24 protein-coding genes are annotated in these 19459 nt (G+C 68.3%); 6 read left to right on the top strand and 18 right to left on the bottom strand.

All coding sequences use genetic code 11. The annotated features are described in order from the left end of the window. Positions 1-68: 68 nt before the first annotated feature. Complete coding sequence (locus ACPEH2_RS13965; RefSeq protein WP_423718951.1) at positions 69-341, bottom strand: DUF3263 domain-containing protein; 273 nt, start codon at positions 339-341, stop codon at positions 69-71. A 91-nt stretch (positions 342-432) separates the two neighbouring features. On the opposite strand from ACPEH2_RS13965, the gene ACPEH2_RS13960 reads away from it, so the two are divergent. After that, complete coding sequence (locus tag ACPEH2_RS13960) at positions 433-801, top strand: hypothetical protein (RefSeq protein ID WP_423718950.1); 369 nt, start codon at positions 433-435, stop codon at positions 799-801. Between the two features lie 3 nt (positions 802-804). Here the strand turns inward: ACPEH2_RS13960 and ACPEH2_RS13955 are convergent, their stop codons facing one another. Beyond that, positions 805-984, bottom strand: a complete 180-nt coding sequence (locus tag ACPEH2_RS13955) for a hypothetical protein (protein WP_423718949.1) — start codon at positions 982-984, stop codon at positions 805-807. A 62-nt stretch (positions 985-1046) separates the two neighbouring features. On the opposite strand from ACPEH2_RS13955, the gene ACPEH2_RS13950 reads away from it, so the two are divergent. From ACPEH2_RS13950 to ACPEH2_RS13930, 5 genes are all read left to right on the top strand, one after another. Beyond that, positions 1047-1349: a hypothetical protein gene (locus ACPEH2_RS13950; RefSeq protein ID WP_423718948.1), complete on the top strand. Its 303-nt coding sequence runs from the start codon at positions 1047-1049 to the stop codon at positions 1347-1349. Positions 1350-1410: 61 nt separating this feature from the next. Continuing rightward, positions 1411-2439 carry a hypothetical protein gene (locus ACPEH2_RS13945; RefSeq protein ID WP_423718947.1) on the top strand — a complete coding sequence of 343 codons (1029 nt, stop codon included), beginning with the start codon at positions 1411-1413 and terminating at the stop codon, positions 2437-2439. A gap of 30 nt (positions 2440-2469) precedes the next feature. Beyond that, positions 2470-2745: a hypothetical protein gene (locus tag ACPEH2_RS13940; protein WP_423718946.1), complete on the top strand. Its 276-nt coding sequence runs from the start codon at positions 2470-2472 to the stop codon at positions 2743-2745. 28 nt (positions 2746-2773) lie between these two features. Next, positions 2774-3109 carry a hypothetical protein gene (locus tag ACPEH2_RS13935; RefSeq protein ID WP_423718945.1) on the top strand — a complete coding sequence of 112 codons (336 nt, stop codon included), beginning with the start codon at positions 2774-2776 and terminating at the stop codon, positions 3107-3109. 34 nt (positions 3110-3143) lie between these two features. Further along, the gene (locus ACPEH2_RS13930) at positions 3144-3929 is read left to right on the top strand and encodes an SGNH/GDSL hydrolase family protein (protein WP_423718944.1); all 786 of its coding nucleotides are present in this window, start codon (positions 3144-3146) and stop codon (positions 3927-3929) included. A gap of 63 nt (positions 3930-3992) precedes the next feature. Here the strand turns inward: ACPEH2_RS13930 and ACPEH2_RS13925 are convergent, their stop codons facing one another. The 16 genes from ACPEH2_RS13925 to ACPEH2_RS13850 all read right to left on the bottom strand — a co-directional run bounded on the left by ACPEH2_RS13925 (position 3993) and on the right by ACPEH2_RS13850 (position 19448). Beyond that, positions 3993-4919: a hypothetical protein gene (locus tag ACPEH2_RS13925; protein ID WP_423718943.1), complete on the bottom strand. Its 927-nt coding sequence runs from the start codon at positions 4917-4919 to the stop codon at positions 3993-3995. A gap of 1 nt (position 4920) precedes the next feature. Then, entirely contained in the window at positions 4921-6546 is a 1626-nt protein-coding gene (locus tag ACPEH2_RS13920; RefSeq protein ID WP_423718942.1) for a hypothetical protein, read from the bottom strand. Positions 6547-6548: 2 nt separating this feature from the next. Further along, a complete protein-coding gene (locus ACPEH2_RS13915; protein WP_423718941.1) occupies positions 6549-6860 on the bottom strand; it encodes a hypothetical protein in 312 nt (103 codons plus the stop codon). Beyond that, positions 6857-7153 (bottom strand): hypothetical protein, encoded by a 297-nt coding sequence (locus ACPEH2_RS13910; protein WP_423718940.1) that lies wholly within the window; start codon positions 7151-7153, stop codon positions 6857-6859. The genes ACPEH2_RS13915 and ACPEH2_RS13910 overlap by 4 nt, the downstream gene beginning before the upstream one ends. Next, entirely contained in the window at positions 7153-7644 is a 492-nt protein-coding gene (locus tag ACPEH2_RS13905; protein WP_423718939.1) for a hypothetical protein, read from the bottom strand. The genes ACPEH2_RS13910 and ACPEH2_RS13905 overlap by 1 nt, the downstream gene beginning before the upstream one ends. Then, positions 7641-8048 carry a hypothetical protein gene (locus ACPEH2_RS13900; protein WP_423718938.1) on the bottom strand — a complete coding sequence of 136 codons (408 nt, stop codon included), beginning with the start codon at positions 8046-8048 and terminating at the stop codon, positions 7641-7643. Before ACPEH2_RS13900 ends, ACPEH2_RS13905 begins: the two co-directional genes overlap by 4 nt. Then, positions 8045-8977: an SH3 domain-containing protein gene (locus ACPEH2_RS13895; RefSeq protein WP_423718937.1), complete on the bottom strand. Its 933-nt coding sequence runs from the start codon at positions 8975-8977 to the stop codon at positions 8045-8047. The genes ACPEH2_RS13900 and ACPEH2_RS13895 overlap by 4 nt, the downstream gene beginning before the upstream one ends. A 65-nt stretch (positions 8978-9042) precedes the next feature. After that, the gene (locus tag ACPEH2_RS13890; protein WP_423718936.1) at positions 9043-9396 is read right to left on the bottom strand and encodes a hypothetical protein; all 354 of its coding nucleotides are present in this window, start codon (positions 9394-9396) and stop codon (positions 9043-9045) included. 9 nt (positions 9397-9405) lie between these two features. After that, positions 9406-12294, bottom strand: coding sequence for a hypothetical protein (locus tag ACPEH2_RS13885; protein WP_423718935.1), 2889 nt, complete (start codon positions 12292-12294; stop codon positions 9406-9408). Continuing rightward, entirely contained in the window at positions 12287-13075 is a 789-nt protein-coding gene (locus tag ACPEH2_RS13880; protein ID WP_423718934.1) for a hypothetical protein, read from the bottom strand. The genes ACPEH2_RS13885 and ACPEH2_RS13880 overlap by 8 nt, the downstream gene beginning before the upstream one ends. Next, positions 13068-17075, bottom strand: coding sequence for a phage tail tape measure protein (locus ACPEH2_RS13875; RefSeq protein ID WP_423718933.1), 4008 nt, complete (start codon positions 17073-17075; stop codon positions 13068-13070). Before ACPEH2_RS13875 ends, ACPEH2_RS13880 begins: the two co-directional genes overlap by 8 nt. Positions 17076-17081: 6 nt before the next feature. After that, positions 17082-17510 (bottom strand): hypothetical protein, encoded by a 429-nt coding sequence (locus tag ACPEH2_RS13870; protein ID WP_423718932.1) that lies wholly within the window; start codon positions 17508-17510, stop codon positions 17082-17084. Next, positions 17408-17857 (bottom strand): DUF7426 family protein, encoded by a 450-nt coding sequence (locus ACPEH2_RS13865; protein WP_423718931.1) that lies wholly within the window; start codon positions 17855-17857, stop codon positions 17408-17410. Before ACPEH2_RS13865 ends, ACPEH2_RS13870 begins: the two co-directional genes overlap by 103 nt. Positions 17858-17924: 67 nt before the next feature. Then, positions 17925-18704 (bottom strand): phage tail tube protein, encoded by a 780-nt coding sequence (locus ACPEH2_RS13860; protein ID WP_423718930.1) that lies wholly within the window; start codon positions 18702-18704, stop codon positions 17925-17927. Continuing rightward, positions 18701-19129, bottom strand: coding sequence for a minor capsid protein (locus ACPEH2_RS13855; protein ID WP_423718929.1), 429 nt, complete (start codon positions 19127-19129; stop codon positions 18701-18703). The genes ACPEH2_RS13860 and ACPEH2_RS13855 overlap by 4 nt, the downstream gene beginning before the upstream one ends. Continuing rightward, entirely contained in the window at positions 19122-19448 is a 327-nt protein-coding gene (locus ACPEH2_RS13850; protein ID WP_423718928.1) for a hypothetical protein, read from the bottom strand. Before ACPEH2_RS13850 ends, ACPEH2_RS13855 begins: the two co-directional genes overlap by 8 nt. Between the last annotated feature and the right edge of the window lie 11 nt (positions 19449-19459).

Genomic DNA, 19459 nt, shown 5'->3' with positions numbered 1-19459 from the left:
GCCGGGTGGCCGTCGAGTGGTGGCTAGTAGTGGACATTCGTGACTCAAAACGGCGAGTAAACGGCGGATCACGCGGCCCGCTGCTGACGCCTGCGACGCGCGTCCGCGCGATCCCGGAGACGCCGCAGCCCGTGCACCAGGATCGGGTCGAGCTGCTCCGCTTCCGGCTCGTCAATGACCCGGCCGAGCAACTGGTAGTACCGCGCGGCGGTCACGCCGAGCTCACGTTCGATCGCGAGCTGCTTGTCGCCAGGGTGGCCGGGATGGCGCACCTCGAAGGCGAGTAGCTGGGATGTCGTCGGGGTAGGCATCCCCACGAGGGTCGCATCGACCACCGACATCGCAGGTGGCTGGCATACTGACGACGCACACGCACGTCACATCGATTCACGGGGGCTCGTTGGAATGAAAAGGATCGTCACTACGGCAGCCATGGCCGCGCTGCTGATCGGGACAACTGCGGGCTGCAGCGCTCAGTCGGCGCAGCCGCAGGAGACCGAGCAGCAGGAGCTCGGCCGCATCTCCACGATTGACGAGCTGAAGGACGCGTTCATCGACGCCGGCGGTGTCTGCAACTGGAAGCAGACCGACGTCGTCACGGATGCGACCGCCTCGGGCGAGTGCTCCGATCAGACCGTCCTGATGCTGTTCGCCAACACGGACGAGAAGGACGAGCTGGTCTCGTTCCTCAGCGAGGGGACGATCAGCGAGCCGACCCTCCTCGTCGGCGAGAACTGGGTCATCAACTCCCCCGAAGCCGAGGCCATGCAGGAAACGCTCGGAGGCGACTGGATCGACTGACCCTCAGCCTCCGCGGATGCTCGGAGCGTCGTCGCCGTTGCTGGGGCGCTTGATCCAAGGGACGTCCTGGAACCATCCGCACCCGCCGCACTGGTAGCCGCCGTCGGCGTCACGCATGACGGTCCCGCAGGCGGGGCAGTTGGGTTGCTCGCCACCCTCGAAGGGGTCAGCCGGGAGCCTCATGGGGACGATCCTATGTCGGCGTACGATGGCATCCTCGGCCGGAGGAAGGATCCCGGCCACCCGTGACGAAGAATCGCCGCTACGAGGCGCACTACGACAGCCTCAACGACGCTCGCATCATGGAATCGGCGAACGTCCGCGGCGCGACGACGCTCCCGCAGCAGGCGTTCGGCCCGCAGCCGTTCGAGTGGACCAACCGCGGCGAGCCGGTGTGGGCATGGATCTCCTGGGCGGAGGGGCCGGCGACACGCATACCCGCGATCGCGACCGGGTGGAACGACCGGGTCGTGTGCGTCGAGTGGGAAGCGCACGGGGGCCGTCGGTCGGTGATCGTCTGGCGGAACGCGGTGAGTCGTCGGGCTTGATCGGGTAGTCGCCCCCGGCGTCCTCTGTAGACTCCGGCGGGACTAGCAAGGAGACGCGCATATGGATGAGACACCCGAGGTTCTGACGCGTGCCCAAGAAGATGCGATCGCAACCCGGGGCGTCATCGAAGCAGAACTGCCCGCCGGCGCTGTCCGGCGTGACATCAGCGGCGCACTGGACCGTGCGCAGCGCTATCTCGAAATATGCAGGCGGGTTTTCTTCTCGGGCGCCGTGACTCCCGCGCTAGTTACCCGAATCGTGACGAGCGCCTCCCAGATCGAGAACATGCTCTACGAGCTGAGGTCCAGCCTGGCTGGTGGAGGGGATGACATCTCGCCCAATGGTTTCGTGGTCGACAACTACATCAGCTCCTGCGGCGAGGATCTGGTCAGCGAGATGAATCGCATCATCGAAGCCGACGGGCCTCCGCCAGAGGACGACCCGCCCTCCACACTGGATCACCTGCTCTCACAGGAGGTCGAGGACCTCAACTTCCTCCTGAGCGAACGTGCGCAGGTTGATCGGGAACGCTCCTACATGGCCGACATAGAGAGGCTGCGGGCCACCGCCGCCGACGCTGCTGAAGAGGCGACCCGATTGGCGGAGGTAACAGCAAAGGCCGCAGGCGTGAGTGGGATCGCGGGCGAAGCGGAGGCACTCTCGATCTACGCGAAGAAGCAGCTACAGGCGGCCGAGTTCTTCCGATGGTTCGCGGCTTCCTTGATCGCATTGACCTTGCTCGCCGCGATCGTCGTGCCTCATCCTGCGAGCGACGATGTCGCGGGCGCCATCTATCGCTTGGCGATCATTGCCGGTGCTGCTGGCCTGGCGACCTATTTCGGACGGCAGGCCGGCATGCACCGCCGCAACGGCAACTGGGCATCGGCGTTGCTGGTCCAGCTCAAGACCTTCCCCGCTCTTGCCGAGTCGATCCGGGACGAGGAACTGAAGGGCCGCCTGTTCGAGAGCTTCGCGCAGCGGCTTCTGCTGTCCGCGCCGGAGCACGGGAAGCCAACTTCGGACGAGACCGCGTCAGTGCAGTCGCTACTGGAGGCCATCCTCAAGCGTCTCCCGGCTTCCGGATCTTGACCAGCACGCGAAGTTCTTAGGCTGGTGGTCATGTACATCGGCACGATCCGCCCCGACGAGACCCGCACCGCCGAGCTCACCGGCAACTCGCTCGAGGAGATCCATGCCGCGGCGATCGCGCAGCTTCCCGACGGGTTTGAGCTCGCGGCCGCGCCCGTGCAGATGATCAAGGGCAGTACCGCGCTGACCGCGACCGCGACGTACCGGCGCGTCGACGGGATCCGCGAAGTCGAAGCCGACGATCGTGGCGCGCTGCTCGCGAAGGTGCCGGACGGCTGGCGGCTGCTCGAGGTGCGCGAGGTCTGAGTCGGTGGCCGGCTATAGGCTCCCGGCCATGACCGAACAGCCCTCACTGCCGACCTGCTACGTCCGCGACTGCGCCGAGCCGGCGACCGTCGTCTGGAACTTCCCCGGGGACGGCCCCGTCCGTCAGGCGGCAGTCTGCGACTTCCACGAGCAGGCACTCAACAGCGAAGCGCCCTTCGCGGTGGAGGGCCACGAGATCATCATGGGCAGCCACCTCCCGCCCGAGCTCTTCTCGTTCACCCGACACGGCGGCAATAAGGGCAACTACTTCGAGCTCATCATCGGTCACGACCGCGTCGAGGAGTCGCGCGTCAGAGTGCGCGTGACGAAGGAGCTGCTGCAGAGGATGCTCGACTGGGCGTAAATGCAGCGTCACCACCTCCCATAGAATCTCGCGCATGGGTGGGAATCGACGACGCCGCAGGCGACGGTCTCGTAGCAACGTTTGGTGGCGGCAGCAGTACGGCGGGATGCCCGTCTGGGGCCTCGGCCTCGCGCTCGTCGCCCTGATCGCTGCGGTCGCGGTCGCGGTGCCGGCCGCCCTCACGCCGCCGCAGCGAAGCGAAGCTGCACCTCGCCCGCTCCCGTCGATGTTCGTCCCGGAGAAGAAGCCCGTCGCGGCGTTCATCGGCGACTCCTACACAGCCGGCGCGGGCAGCACAGACGGCGGTTTCGTCAAGCTCGTCGCCGCCGAGCAGGGTTGGCTCGCGAAGAACCTCGGCCGAGGCGGCACGGGTTTCATCACCCGCGAGAACCTCGACCCCGAGCTGGCGCGGAAGGGGTGCGGGAAGGACTACTGCGAGTCCTACGTCGAGATGATCGATGCCGCAGCGAAGCTCCAGCCCGCGGTCGTGGTCGTCAGCGGTGGCCGCAACAACGCTGGCGACGATCCCGAGGCGCTCCACGCGACGATCGACTCCTTCTTCGCCGAGCTACGTGCGGAAGTTCCCGATGCCAGGATCATCGTCACCTCACCCCTCTGGGGCAGCACCGAGCCGCCCGCCATCCTCGCGGACATGACTACCTGGGAGCGAGACGCAGCCGCCTCTGTGGACGCTGAGTTCCTGGAGATAGGGCAGCCCCTCGGAGGCCGGGACGAGCTGCTCTCCGACGACGGCGTGCACCCCAATGACGCAGGCCACGCCGCGATCGCGGAGGCCATCAACTCCGAACTGTCGCAGTAAACACAAAAGCCCCCGGCCGGCATCTACGGATGCTGGCCGGGGGCTTTTGTGGTGCGCGGTGTTCTAGGGGGTCCAGGTCGCCGGGTTCGTCCAGGTGTCCCCGGCGTAACGTCCGCCGGGACCGAATGCGGCCGCGTGGGCAGCCGCGTTGATCGCCTCGACCTGGGCGTAGGTCCGGCCGCTGATGGTCAGATCCTCGATGTACGCCAGGTAGTAGGCGCGCGAGCGGTGCTTCCCGTACGTGGCGCCCCCGCCGTTGTAAGAGTTCAGGCTCCCGTACGGACCGGTCAGCATTGCGTGCACGTTCTGGATGGGGCTGGTCCCGGTCTGATCGTTCGTTCCGGCGGATCCATAGGTGGCGACGTTGACCTGGTTGACCGGAAGCTTGGAGCCGAGGTCGGCGTTCTCGTTCGAGTTCGGCCGCAGACGGACGAGGAAGTTCCCAGAGGCCGCCGTGTTCGAGATCGCGTACATCATGTCGTCGTAGGACGTGGATGCCCCACTCGGGATGTACGTGTCGATGAACCATGTCGTCCAGAAGAAGGAGTCGGTCGCTTTGCGCGCCTCCAGGAACGCGACCAGCCCGCCCGCTGCCCCCGTGAAGCGAAGCTCCGAGTGAAGCTCCGCGAGGCCCGTCGTCACACTCTCGTCGGCGGGCCGGATAAGGGTGTGGAGGCCTCCCTTGGCTGTCCGCTCGATCTTCCCTCGAGTGGCTCCGTCCGCCAGGAACGACCCGTAGTAGAGCTGGGGCGAGACCTTGAGTTCGTCCGACCCCGGGATAGCAGCAAGGGCCTGAGCAAGCGCGATGTTCTTGACGTAGTTGTTGCTCGGAGGAACTACGCCCGCAGTCGGGAAGCCGAGCCCACCCGGCGCACCGGGCTCGACGAGGAGCAGCGCGCCGCCGTTCTCTGGCAGGAGCGGATGCAGCGTGTTCACCTTGGGCCGTGTGCTCGGCGGGTTGACGCCGGTGAGCGGGATGAAGCGTCCCATGTCAGATCATCTCCAGTTCGCGCATGCGCGGGTAGACGAGCCAATCAGCGATTGCCTGCTGAGCGGCCGCGGTGTGGTGGACGGAATCGGTGCGGAGCTGCGTCGGGACTCGGCCCGCCGCGATGTCGGCCAGGTCGGTTGACGTCGGCGTGAGGCCGAGCAGAGGGAGCGCGTCGTCGATCAGGAACCGGCGCACGTTGAGGTAGCGGCGTCCCCAGCGGTCAGCCATCCTCTTCTCGAAGTCGGTCCAGCCGGTGTTGTCTCCCGTCGGCTTGGTCATGAAGAGGAACTGCGAGTCCGCCTTCTTCGTCCACTGCTCGAGCGCCTGAAAGCCCGCGTAGGTGGCGTCGTCACTCGGTCCGTTCTGCCCGAGCCACGCAAGGATCTTGTCGCCTGCGCGAGCTTGCCCGTACTCAGGCATGAACGGCTCGGGACGCTTCAGCGTGATGGCGCTCCCGGATCCGTCGCGGGTGAGCTGGTAGATGTCGCCCGCGCCGTGCGACGGGTAGGCGACCGCCGAGTCCTTCACGCGGATGCTGAGCTTCACGCGAACACCTGCAACGGTGCCCCAGAGGTCATCCCCCGCGACGCCGTCTCCCTGCAGAAGCGGCCATGCGTTGCTGCCACCCGAGTGATACCAGGACGCGAAGGTGACATCGACGGACCCGCTCGCGGGAATGACCATCCCGGCGGGGCTCATGAGGAACGGCCACACGCCGAGACGCGCGAGGATCGTCGTCGTCGTCTCGCCGCCAACGCCCATGTTCCGGACCGTGCGACCCGTCAGGGTTGCGAGCCGGTTCGCGACACCCCCGGCGGCGGTGAGCGAGTCACCGACGCAGAGAATGTCAGGGCCGGACCGGATCATGTCCATGTTGAGCTGCGTCGGCGGCGTAGCGCGCGCGTACCAGCGCTGGATGATCTCGGGCGGGACGTCGCCGGAGAGATCGACGCTGAGCTCGGTTGCCCGCCCGTTCTCGCCGACGAAGCCGCCGCCGTACCAGGGCGACTCGACCAGCCCGGACAGGAACCCGCCCGCCGCGCCGATGCGCGGCGCCCACCGCGTGATGGTCTCCGGGATGACGTCACCGTTCACATCGACGAGGAGGTCCGTCGCGCGACCGTTCTCGCCCATGAAGCCACCCGCGGCGGATGCCGGGAAGCCGTTCGCCGCATCGACGAGGTCGCGGCCGGCGATGTCCTGCGTGACCGCGTCCGCAACCAGCTCGGGGATCTCCGCCGCCGCGTCCTCCACGACCTGCTGCGCGGTCAGGACCTTCGAGTACCAGGCCGGCGGCGTGAAGTCGTCGCCGAGCACGACGAGGTCAGCAAGCTTGTGCGTGCCGGACGCCGGGACGATCGCGACAATCTCGCTCGACTTCCAGTAGCCGTTGTCGACCTCGAACTGGAAGACGTACGGGGTCTCGGCGGGGAGCGCGTCGAGGGTGACGGTCGCGGTGCCGCTGGCCGGGTCGAGCTCGACGCGGTCCGGGACGGGCACGATCGTCTTCCCCGCCGACGTGTTCACCACGGTGCGGGGGGCGTACAGCACGTACGACTTGCCCCGCCCGCCGCTCGAAGGGGGCTGCCCACCTCCGATGCGAACGTCGACGTTGATGGTCGTCATGATCAGCCCTCCGGGGTGGTGAAGCCGTCGCTCTCCGCCGCCTCGTTGAGTGCCGCCTCGACGTACTCGCCGGGGACGCCGTTCGAGACGATCGACAGGTACGACGCGAGGCCAGCCGCCGGCGGCGATGCGAGGGTGAGCGCGATCGTGATGCCGGCGAGGAGCCAGCCGGTCGGGTCCTGGATGACCGCGACGATGACAGCCGCCGACGGGAGACCCGCCGACAGGGTCGCGGCGTACGCCTGCGCGGTGGTGCGGACGAAGCCGCGCTTAGCGGCGAGCTTGGTGCTGGTGGGGACGATCTCGGTGCTCATGGTGACTCCTTGGGGTCGATGGGGTGGGTGTCTTCGTCGAGGTGCTCGGCCGAGCCGAGAGCGCGAGCCCGCCACCAGTCGCGGTCCTTCTTCATCTCTTCGAAGGCGCGATAGTCGATGTCGTCGCCGGGGGGCGGCGCGACGGCGGGGATCCCGACTTGGGGGGCGGGGCTGGTGTCCTTCTTGCGGAAGGCGGTGATGAGGTCGGTGATCGCCTTCGTCATGCCGGCGAGGGCGAGGATGAGGGTGGCGACCACCCCGAGCAGCACGCCCCACTGCTCGACCGTCCACATCAGGTGTCCTTCGGCTGGGCGATCGCCTCCACGCTCGTGGTGCGTCCGAATCGGAGGGCGCGGCGGTACTTCCACAGGTCCCAGACGATCTGCCCCACGCGGCCCGCGGCGGCGAGTCCGAGCCCGCCGACGAGGAGCTGGGTGAGGGGGTTGGCTGCGAATCCGTACTCGTCGACGAGGGCGTGCCAGAGGAACAGGAAGCACAGCGCGACGAGACCGGTGGCGACTGCCTCGACCCGGACGACGGCGCGCATGCGGCTGCCGTCGCCGAGGGCGAACTGCATCACGAGCGAGGCGGCGAGGGAGATGGTCGCAGCGACCAGGAGCACCCACTGCCAGGCGTCGGCGACGACGATCCCGATCGCCTCAAGGGCGACCGGCTGGTAGATCTCGACGACCGACAGGACGGGGATCAGGAGCGAGATGATCTGCGCGCCGGTGGCCCAGGCGTTCGTCGTCGAGGACCAGCGGACGGGCTTGGTGTCGCTCATCTGCGCTCCTCTCGGGGCACGAGGCACGCGAGGCCCGCCGTCAGAGTGAGCAGCGAGATCATGCCGTAGACGATCGGAGCAGACGGGGCGAAGCCGGGTGACAGCACGATCGGGACGACCCACAGCACCCAGACGGCGCCGAGCAGGAAGGTCGGCACGGCGGCCGCGGCGCGCGAGTGAGCCAGGAGGCTCAGCATCGCGACGCTCACGGCCAGCATGACCAGCCCCCACCAGTGAGGAGGGACGATCGCGAACGCCTGCGCGAAGGACGGGATCTCCTGGTACCGCGCGGGCATGGTGAGGATCGTGATCGCGAAGACCCCGGATCCGACGCCGAGGATCGCGGTGAACAGCTCGGGCACGTACAGGTGCGCAAGCTTGTCTCGCCACGCGGCGGGGATCACTTCAGGAACCTCGAGTCGACCCATCCGGTGCGGGCGATCCCGCGCACGGTGACGCGGACCTTCCACCAGCGGGCGCTGTCTGTCAGACCCTGGACCGAGAGGACCGTCACCTTCGTGCCCTTGCGGAGCCCGGTGATGATGGTGCCCTTCTCCGAGGGAGTCTTCCGGAGGTTGAGGCCCTTGTCAGACGCGACCGTCTTCCCTCGCACGACGATGTAGTCGCCTCGGATGTAGCCGGTCTTGGTGCCCCACTTGACGGGGTGCCAGCCGTTGATGGCTGCGCCGTTCTTCACGACGGTGGCCTTCGGGACTACACCAAGGATCGCCGCCTTCGTGCTCGGCTCGGCTCGGAGGTTGACGTCTGCGGTGGTCACCTGCTCGCCGTAGTAGGTGATCTTGGTGGGCTTCGGCTTGCTGACGCCGGCGGGCTTCGGGGTGGGCTTCGGCTTGTCGACGGCGGCGAGGGCCTCCGCGATGAATGGGCGCGGATCGTACTCGGGCCGGTTGCGCCAGGCGCCGTCGATGTAGTCGGAGATGCCCATGTGGTCGTGCGGTCCCGACCACGCGGTGCCAGGGTTCTCGTCGGCAGCGGCGTTTCGGCAGAGCTTCTGACCGGCGCCGACCTTCTGGTTGATCTTCACGACGGGGACGGCGTTGTGGGAGTGCCACTCGTAGCGCCCTCGACGGCGGCCCGTGTCGACGACGATCGTGAGCTCGATGAGGTCGTTGGGGCGGCCGATGTAGACGACCTTCCCGGCGGACAGCGAGTGCACGTCGGTCACCACGGAGAACCGCCGAGACGGGTCGAGCTTTCGGATGTCCTGAGCTCGGTGATACCCCTTCATCGTGTAGACGTCGGGGTCGCGGTAGCCGTACTTCCGGCCCATGCGGGCGGGAGCGTAGGACTCCTTGATGTTGGCGAGCGACATGCTGGTTCCTCCTCAGGAACGACGAAGCCCCCGCCGGTGGCGAGGGCTGAGATGAGCGGTGCGGGTCAGGACTGCGGTTCGGGCTCTACCCACGGCTCCCAGTGGAGGACGTCGGCCGGATCGATGGGGCGGCCGTCAGGGGTCCGCCACCCGAAGGCGGGCGAGCCGAAGACGTGGCACGGCTCGGTCGGGTTCTGCGCGAGCCACACAGCAATGTCAGCCATCCCGTCGGGCATTGCCGGGTCACCACGGCGGATCAGCTCGACGCTCCACCCCTGCGCCGTGTCGAGCGCCCCGAGGGGGGAACCGTCGAAGGCTCCCCCCTCGATCGCGGTGACCGTGTACTCCGTCGTCACGACGTCGTCGCCGGCGCTCTTGCGCGCCTGCACCCGGTCGCCGACAACGATCGTGAACTCCATGAGCTGCTCCTACTGGTAGGTGACCTTGAGCTGCGGCCGCACAGAGCTGCCGGCCGCGTTGGAGGACGGGTAGCCGTCGAGGATCACGTAGTCGCTCTTCCCGACGTTCACGTTCGGACCGCCGAACTGGAAGCCTCGGATCGAGCCCGACGCGACCGCCGCCCACAGCGACTTCGGCACGGGGATCCAGTACGTCTGCCCTCGCTTCACCCGCTTGGTGAACTGGTTCGCGAGGTTCGGGCTCCCACCCGATGGCGGCTCCGTGTTCCCGTGGGTGCCGATCCGGAGCGTTGCCTCGGTGAGCCCCGTGTGCCGGACTCGGACCTTCAGCCACATGCCCTTGATCGTCTTGCCGGAGATCCCGAGCGCCGGGAAGCCAACGCGACCCGCGCGGCCGTCGCCAATCGACGAGCCACCGCCCTGCAGCATCCGGCCGTCGTCGTAGAGGTTCCCGCTCCCAGGACGGATCGACCCCGATGGCCCCCACAGGACCGACCAGGTGGCGTTCCAGACCTTCGTGACGGTCTTCGGGGCGGCCGGTGCGGTCGAGCCGCTGCTGCCGCCCGACGATGCGACGTAAGCCCGCGTGCTGTAGTCCTCGAGCGCCTCGTCGACGCGCGCCCACGCCTCGATCGGCATGAGGTCCACCGTCTCGATGCGCGGCGGGTTCTGCGGGTAGTCACCCGGGAAGAACGCGAACGCTCGCGCTGACGGGTTGGTGAGCGAGACGAGCACGTTGTAGGTGTCGTCGGTCGGGACCACGAACTCGCGGAACGCGATGTACGGGTAGGTGAAGTCCAGCCCCGCTTCGGCGCCCGAGTTCAGGATGCGAGCGTGCGACCAGCCTCCGCCCGCGGTCTGCGGGTTTACGATCGACTGCGTGTTGGTCGACCAGTGCACCTGCATCGAGAGCTGCTCGCCGGATCCCGGCTCCATCCACTCCGAGACGATGTTCCCGTAGAACTCGAACCGGTAGACCCGGCCGGCGCGAAGGTCGACCTGGAACGATGCGAGCCCGGCACGCTGGTGCGTGACGTTCGGGTAACCGCTGGTCCCGATGTCGCCGACGGCGACGACGCCTCGAGCGAGGCGGTCGAACATAGCGACGTCGGAGAGGTCGACGCCGTTGGTCTGCGAGTCGGCGAAGGTACCGATCAGCGGAGCGCCCTGGAAGAGCGCGTCCACCGAGACGTCGAGGTTCTGGAACGCGGCGTCACCGTTCTCGTCGATCACCGCGACCGCGACGGCCTGGCCCTCGTCGTTGCGCTGGCTGATCGTGAGGACGTTCGCGCTCGAGGTGGTCAGCGACACCACCGGGGTGTCGTCCTCGTCGAACAGGACCATGCCCGCGCCGGTCAGCTCCATCCGCTGACCGGTCTCCCCCACGCCGACAGCGAGGTGCATCGCACGGATCGCGCCGGCCATGATGTGGTTCGTCGAGACGCTGCCGAACTCCATGTCCGGGCCGTCGATGCCGACGACCTCGACCTCGACGACGTCGGACGGTGCCGACAGGACGCCCTTCGTGTTGATCGCGCGGAGGCGCACGTGCACGAGGTTGCCGAGGACGGCGCCGACACGGGATGCCGGGAAGGTGATCCCGCCGCGCTCGAACGCCTGGCCCACCTGGACCCACGTCGACACGTTCGCGCGCTTCGCCTCAGCGATGACTCCGGCGAAGCCCTCCCCCGGTGCGCCGGTGGTGAGCGTGCGCCCCCAGCCGACGGTGATCGTCGCGAGCATGGACGTCACGGACGGCGGCGTCGGCGGCGCGAGCACGCCTGCAGGTGGTGTGGTCGTCGACGGGATCGGGCGGCCGATGGACGTCGGCCCGGATCCGAGTGACAGGGATGCCGTGCGCGAGGCGAGCTTCGCGGCGAGGGTGCGGAAGATCTCGCCGAAGGTGAGCCGCACCGTGACGGCGTCGCCCTTCGTGACCTGGATGCCGACGAGCCGGTAGACACCGTCGTGCACGTCGAAGTCGTCGCCGACCTGGAAGTCGACGAACGGGCGAGCCGGGAGGCTCGCCGCGTCGTAGTTCACCGTGATCTGCCGCCGGACCTTCGCCGCCGCCTTGATCAGCGGATCCGCCATGCGGAGCGCGATCTGCGGCGTCGTCGCACCGGCGACGGTGACGACCGCCTCCCGGGGTCCTGCGCCGAGCTCGGGCTTGTAGACGATCTGCGTGTCGACCTCGGTGTCGGTGACGACGTAAAACTTCGACGCGGTCTCCGTCGTGTCCTCGTCGACGAGGATGTCCTTCGCCGGCGGGTCGATGCGGATGTTCCGCTTCACGCCCGTGCCGGTCTTGCGGAGCACGAGCTTCGTGCCCTCAGACCACCAGGTGCAGAACGCCGCCGCGGTGAGCGCGTCGAGGATCGCCTTGCCCGACGCGAACTGGCCGGCCTTGTGGTCGGCCTTGTCGGCGGTCGGCCACGCGGCGCCGGCGCTGTCGACCGCGGCGGTGAAGTCCCGGGTGATCCCGGTGCCCGGGATGCGGGACAGGAAGTCGGCGAGCACACCGCCGGCGGAGGCGTTCAGCCACGCGACCTCGCCGTCGCCGAACTCGGTCGGGTCGAGCTTGTGCGCACCGAGCCGGTCGGCGACGTACTGCACACCGGAGAGGTCCTTGATCGCGGCGAGGTCCTTCTGGTTCCCCGCGCGACGGTGGAAGGTGAACAGGTCATTGCGGGGCTTCACCCATCCGCTGGGACCACGGACCTCGATGCCCGCGTAGAACGGGGTCGGCAGCGTCCCGGCGATTGCCTCGGGGACGGTGAGGGTCAGGACGGATGCCTCGTCGGCGACGTCGGTGAAGGTGATCTGCGCACCCTGGATGACTCGACCGCGGCTCGTCGGTGTGTTGTACCGGCGGACCCGGATCGAGAAGTCAGACAAGGTGCGCTCCCCTCCCCCTCAGCTCGACACGGGCGCCGGCGGCGCGGGCGGTCGACGCGACCCTGAGCCGTGCGATCGATTCGAGCGGCGTCGGCCGCCACGGGTAGATCCCGAACTTGTCGCCCGGCCCATCGTCCTCCACCGCCCCGGACACCTCGGTGCCACCGATCCAGGTGTCCGTCGTCGTGACGAACGCCCGGCCGGTGGCGCACTCGTACCGGAAGTACGAGCCCGAGGTCAAGGTCGGCGAGTACTCGACGTACGCCGAGCTGGAGATGAGACGCAGACCGGTCGTCCCACGGACCCGGATCACGGCATCCGTGACGAGCCCCGTCATCCGCCACGCGTCGGCGACGACCGAGTCGCTGGTCAGGTCCGTCGTGAGCGTCGTATCCTCGGCGTCACGCCAGAACACCCCAGGGAGGCGCACAACCGCGGTGACGTCGATGATGGCGTCAGCGTTGCCGTGCCCCTCGTAGGAGGTCGTCAGCAGCTCGTACTCGGCCTGCTTCTCCGGACGGTCCGTGATGGACAGCACGCTCCCGGCGCTCAGCAGCGCCAGGACGTCCTCGTACGCCGATCGAGGGGTCTGGACCACGAGCATCAGCGTCGGCGCGTCCAGCGCCTCCAGCGTCTTCTCCACGCCCGCCACGACACCGGGGAGACCCGGCACCCGCAGCGACGTGCGCTGCACCGTCAGATCCGAGAGCGGCTTCGACGGGCCGCGGAACTTCCAGCCCATGCCGGGGTTCTGCAGCGGGACTCCGTCGACGCTATACACCTTCACCTCCGGCGGCCGCGGCAAGGATCTGCGCGGTCTCCCACGCGTCCTGCTCGAGGTTCTTGACGATCGGGTTCACGAACTGTGGAGCGACCGTGAGCTGCCGGTTGACGGCCGGCGATGCCGCGACGGGGACGACCTTCGTGATCATCCCGTCGAGCTGCCCGCTGACCGCGGCCTTCCGCATCCGGGCGACGGCCTGGTGGCCGCCAGCGCCGTCAACCTCCGCAGCGGACCACATGTGCTCGTCCGTGGACGCCCACATCGGGATGCTGTCGGAGGTGCGAGTGCCGGGCCCGAAGATCGGCCCACCGTTCGCGCGCTTCTGCGCCGACCCGTAGCCGGAGGCGAGCGCCCGGATCACCTTGTCGGTGAGGGTGGACAGCTTCGCCTCGATCCGGTCCTGGTTCCGCTCGTCGAGGGCGAGCTGCTTCTCCGCGGCGTCGACGAGCTCGCGCATCGTCTTGCCGTTCTCGGTCTGCGCCTCGGCCGACTGGGTGCCGGCGAGGTCCGAGAACTTGCCGGCCTTCTGGTACGAGTCGTTGATCGACTTCACGTCGTCCTTCGACCCGCCGAGCAGCGCGTCCGCGACGGGCTCACCCGCCTCGGATCCGAGCATCGCGATCTCCTCGACGAGCGCGGCCGCGTACCCCTTGCCCCGCATCTGGGAGAGCTTCTTCTGGAAGCGCTCGATCGCCTGCGCCTTCGCCTTCGCGTCGGCGCGGATGCTCTTCGCGGTGAGCGGGACATCCTTCGTCTGCGCTGAGGTGATCGCGACCCCGTCGACCATGCGAGTCGACGTGACCTGCCGGGTGCTCGCCGTCCACTGAGAGACGTCGAACGTCCGCCGCAGCGAGTTCGACACCGCAGATGCCATCGACGCGATCCGGTCCTTCAGATCCGAGAGTCGACTGCCCGACTTCTCGACGCTCTCGCTTGCGCGCTCTGCGGCCTTCTCGAGGGAGAGGTACTGCTTCTCCATCGACGCGGCCTGCGTGCGCATCCTCGGCCCCTGCTTGCCGCCGAGTGAGTACGACAGCTCGGTGAGCTCGTCGATCAGCGAGAGCCCGCGGCCGTTCATGCCGGCTTCACGGTTCTCGCCGCGACGCTGCGCGGTGTTGAAGTCGAGGTGCTCGCCACGGATCGACGCGCGCGTCGACTCGAGCTGCTCCTGAGCGCGCTCGAGCTCCTCGGCGGCACGCTCGCGGACGTCCTTCTTCTTCCCGCGGGAGGCGCGCACCTTCTCCTCGGCGCGGCGAACCATGAGCCGCGCGTGCGACAGGCTGATCTCGCCACCTGTCGCGTATCTCAGGCGCTCCCGGAGTGCACCGGATCGGATCGCCTCGCGGAGGCGGTAGATAGCCCCGTGGCCGCCGGCCTTCATGACCTCGTCGGCGGTGAGCATGTGCTCGCCGTTCGACGCCCAGATCGGCACGTCGTCGGACGTCCCCGAGCCGGGGCCGGTGATGGGACCACCGACGGCCTTCGAGGTGGCGACGTGGCTCGACCCGAAGAAGACGACGCGGGACTCCTTGGTCACGACGTTGAGCGTGATCCGGCGTCCGTTGTTCGCAGAGATGAGGCGGTTGATGGCGTTCGACGCGGCCGCGGTGTTCACGTCGAATGTGAGCTTGCCGCGCGCGCCGGACTTGACCGTGTCGATGAGACGCTTCGCCTCATCACGGGTCATCCCCGTCGCGACCATCTGGTCGAGCAGGGCATCCGTGCCCGCCTTGTAGCGCGCGTTGAGGTCGGTGACGTTCTCCCCCGTCGCCGCGGCCGCTTCTCCCTCGTCCTTCAGTGCCTGGAGCGCCGCACGCACCTGGTCCTCGACCCGGCCCGTCTCGTCGCCGACCTGGCCGATGGACTCGGCGAGTCGGCGCTGCGCGTCGTTGAGGTTCGCCATGGCCACTGCGGGCTCTGCGAACTCGTTGAGCTTGGTCCGGGCCTCGTCGATCTTGCCGATCGCACCGTCCGTGTAGTCGGTGAACTGGCGCATCCCCTCGGCGAGGTCGTCGAGCTCCTTGGGTCGCCCCTCGTTGCCGTTGAAGACGTCGATGATGCCGGCGACACCAGCGACCATCTCGGCCAGCGGGCCCGAGACGAAGGCACCGATCCCGTCGGTGGCGGTCTCGGCGAAGTCGAGGGCCCCGTTCGCGAGGTCGACGAAGAACTGCAGCAGCGGTCCACGGTTCGAGGACACCCAGTCGGCGAAGTCGCCCAGCGGCTCGGAGAAGGCGACGGCGAGGGCGCCCTGCATGGAGCTGACCGCGACCTCGATGTTGCGCTGAGCGCCCTCGAGCTTGGTGGCGTCGTTGTCCGCCATCGTGTCGAACATTCGGCGCGCGGCGCCCTCGACGCCGTTGAGCTGGTCGACGGCACTGGTGAGATCCATCGCGAACAGCGCCTCGCCGAGGTCCTCCGCCTTCGTGCCGAAGAGCGCGACGGCGGCCGCGTTCCGGATCACGGGGTCCTCGGTGTCGCGCAGTCGGTCCAGGACCTCCTGCAGTCCGGCGCGGGCGTCCTTCCCGCCGCGGGCGATCCGGGCGGTCATGTCCTCCGCGTCGAGCCCGAGCTGCTTGAAGCCGTCGGATGACGCCTTCGACCCGTCAGTCGCGCGGATCTGGAACTCCTTGAGCGCGTCCGCCGCGACGTCGCTGTTGCGCGCGCCGGCCTCGAGTCCCTGGTTGATCAGGCCGAGCATTTCCTGCCCGGTCAGGCCGAGCCGTGCGAGGACGACCGGGTACTCCGTGAAGGTGTCGAGGAGATCCTCGGCGCGGTTCGCGCCTTCCCGCTGACCGGTGGCGAGGAGGTCGAATGCCTCCTGCGCCGACTTCGCCATGCCGGTCTTCAGCAGGGTGGTGACGGCGGTCGCGGTCGGCTGCACGTCTTCGCGGAGCACGTCGGCGATGCCGGCGAGACCCTCGATGGTCTTCTGAGCTGCCGACGTCGTGTTGTCCTCGTCGATCAGGTCGAACTGCAGCGCGAGGCGCGTGGTGTCCATGTTGGACTCGATCGAGTCGCCGAAGACGTTCGCGTACGCCTCACCGGCAGCGCGCGCCAGGCGGGCGGCTGCGGCCTCGCTGATGCCCGTGAGTGCCTGGAGGTCGTCGCGACCCTTCTCCTGCGCGAGGCCAGCCTGGAACGAGTCGAGGAGGGCCTGCGCCGCGGCCTTGCCGACGCCGATGACGGCGCCCGCGATCGGGATGGATGCGAGTGCGCCGACGATGCCGCCGACCAGCGCGGCGCCACTGCGGCGGCCGCCGTCGTTGCCCGATTCCTCGGCGACGTCGGCGACGTTCTTGAGCTTCTGCTCAGCGCCACCCTCGTTGACGTCGACGACCATCATGGCGCGCGCGCCGTTCAGGTCACGGAGCGCGGCCTCGGCGCCCTTGAGACGGTTCTCGGCGCGAGCGATGTCGGCGTCGACCTGCACGGTCGGGGACATCGCCCGGAAGTACTCGATCTGGGACTTGAGCTGCTCGACGCGGGCCTCCGCGCTCGAGATGTTCGCGTTGACCTGGAGGGCGGTCTTCATCGTGACGAGACGCTTCGCGGCGTCCTCGACCTGCGCGACGCCGGCGAGAGCGTCGGCGGGGTCGGCCTGGACCTCGATCATGTTCCGCGCGGTCTTCAGCGCGGTGAGGTTGCGGGTGACCTTCTGAAGCTGCGCCTCGGCGCGCTTCGTCTCGGCGGTGACGTCGAGCCCGCCAAGGGCCTTGATGCGCAGCGCCTCGAGCTGGTCGTTGATGCGCTTGACGGATGCCTCGCCGCGGCATACGTCGGCGTCGAGGCGGACGACCTGGTCCTTGGAGACGAGTCGCTTTGCCTGCCCCTCGACGCGGTCCATGGCGCCGAGTGCGCCCTTCGCGTCGGCGTCGATCTTCGCCTTGATGGGCTTCGACTCGATGCGCTGTCCGGTCTGCTGGACCTGGCGCTCAGCCTTCTCGATCTGGTCGACGTTCGCGGTGAACAGGGTCTCGAGCTCGGCTACGCGCATTGTCGGTCACCTCCGGATGAGGGCTGCCTGCAGTCGGGTCTCCGAGTACAGAAGCGAGAGCACGTAGCCGCGGATGTGCGGCCACGGCTGAGCGAGCACGGCGGGCGAGTGCATGTCGATCTGGAAGCGTTCGCGCATGTCGACGATGACGAGATCCCAGTGGAGGACGAGTCCGAGGGTGGTGATGTCGATCGTGACCGTCTGCGATCCCGGGTTCTCGGGCTCGGATCCCGTCGCCTTCGCGTCGACGGCGGCTGCTTCGATCGCCGCTCGAGGCGGCCGGTAGTCGGCGAAGATCGGCAGCCCGGCATCGTCGTGGTCGATCGGCTCCCCTACGCCGTACTGGACCCAGTCTTCGGGCGTGAGGAGCGCGGCGCTTTTGGGAGTTCGTCTGCCGCCTTCGCCGCGGCCTCGAGCGCGATCTCTCCGGACCACATCAGTGAGGCGACCATGTCGGCGTACTGCTTGCCGCGCGCCCAGTAGAAGACGGCGTAGTAGGCCATCCGGTCGATGGTGGTCTTCGCGACACGGTCGGCGACCATCTGCTCGTACACCCGGTTGGTGAGGGCGAAGTGGTCGTCGGGGCGCACCGCGGTGAGGATGCGCTGAACCTCCTCGGATGCCTCGCCGCTGACGAGCCCGAGTCGGATCTCGCCGAGCGCGGCCGCGGCGAGGATCTTCTTCGCGTCGATCGTGCACGGCGGGGGGACGCGGTACTCGTTCCCCTTGATGGTGAGGACGAGGTCGGGTGCGGCCCAGTCGTCGAAGTCGACAGCGGTCATGGTGGTCCTCTCTCGGGTGAGGGGGTGGGTGGGGCACTTGTGACGGAGTGCCCCACCCGAGGCGGCGTTACGCGCCGCGCGTGTAGGGGAAGTCGGTCGACGTGCCGGCCGAGTTCTTCACCTTGATGGGCGCGGACCCGGCGGATCCGGCGGGGACGATAGCGACGATGGTGCTCGAGTTGAGGACCACGTAGCCGGTCGCGTTGACGGTGCCGAACTTCACACCGTCGGCGGCGGTCACACCGTCGAAGCCGGTGCCGGAGATCGTCACCTGCTGACCAGCGAGCGCACCCTCGGGGCTTGCGCTGGTCACGTTCGGCTTGGTGACCTCACCCCACCCGCTGAACGGGTTGGCGATCGGGACGTAGGAGCCGACGCCCGTGAGGGTCCAGTTCCACACCTCGACGGTGCCCTCGGGGCCGGTGTTCTGCCGGGTGTATGCGACGGTCGCGACGCCCTGGCCGGCGTCTGCCGGGTTGGGGGTGCCCGTGGCCGGCTTGTGGTACCACCGGACCTCGATCTCCGCGAGGGAGCCGACCGAGGCGGGCAGCGTCCGCTGACGAAACGCCTCGACCTCGGGCAGGTACTGACCGGACGACGCGGACCGGTTGACCTGCGAGGCGAAGGCAAGCGCCCATGCCCACGCCGTGACGAGGCTCGCGGTCGAGCCCTTGTCGTCGTAGGTGGTCGCGTCCTGCGTGGTCGGGGTGGGTGTGAAGTTGAAGTTGAACAGCCGTCGGAACGGGATCCAGTTGGGGGACGCGTGAGTCCCGATGTTGACGTCGAGGCCGTACTCGAAGCTCTTGCCGAGCTCGGTGCCGGCCGGGAGCTGCACTGCGTTGGTCATGATGACTCCTGGTTATCGAGGGTGATCGTGTAGTTGTCGGTCCGCTCTTCACGGCCGTTGTTGTCGGCACCGAGGAGTGCCACGGATGCGCGACGGGCGTCGCTGATCCCTCCCTCGCGGGAGAGCGTGTGCTGGGCGGAGAAGATCGACCACGCGATCTCGTCCGCGTCGGTGAGGTCGTGGCGGCGGCCGCGAATCCGGAACTGAACGCGACGCCAGTGGAGGAAGCGGATGTCGTCGTCGGTCCAGAGGTAGATCTGCACGGCGATCTCGCGATCGCTCGTCTCGTCGATCTGGCCGTAGACGACTGTGAGCGAGTCCGGCGAGTAGGTCGCGCCGGTCTCGTTCCACTGGCCGCCGGCGACGGTCGCGACCCAGCGGCAGATGAGCTTGTTCAGTTCGGCGTCGTTGCGGAGGTCAGCCACCGAGAGCCGCCCTCACCTTGGCTGCCATGACCTGCTCGACCTGCGACTCCATCTCGGCGGCCGCCTTCTCGAGGAACTTCGGCTCCCCGCCGCGCGGGTGGTTGTAGTCGAGGACCTCGTGCTGACGGAGGGAGACGAACGACGTGTAACCGACCTGCGCGGTGAGGTCGTCGACGTCCACGAAGCCGGACTCGTCAGACTCGCCCGTGAGAGTCGGGGACAGCGCGTTCGAGCGCTCGAGCGTCTGCTCGGCGACCTCGCGGAGGCCGGCCTGCGCCGCCTGCTCGCCGATGCTGAGGATGGGGACGAGCATCTTCATGCTGCGGGCCT

The organism is Microbacterium sp. NPDC064942, from assembly GCF_049545525.1.
Lineage (GTDB): Bacteria > Actinomycetota > Actinomycetes > Actinomycetales > Microbacteriaceae > Microbacterium > Microbacterium gawkjiense.
This window is presented reverse-complemented; position numbering and strand designations above follow the sequence as displayed.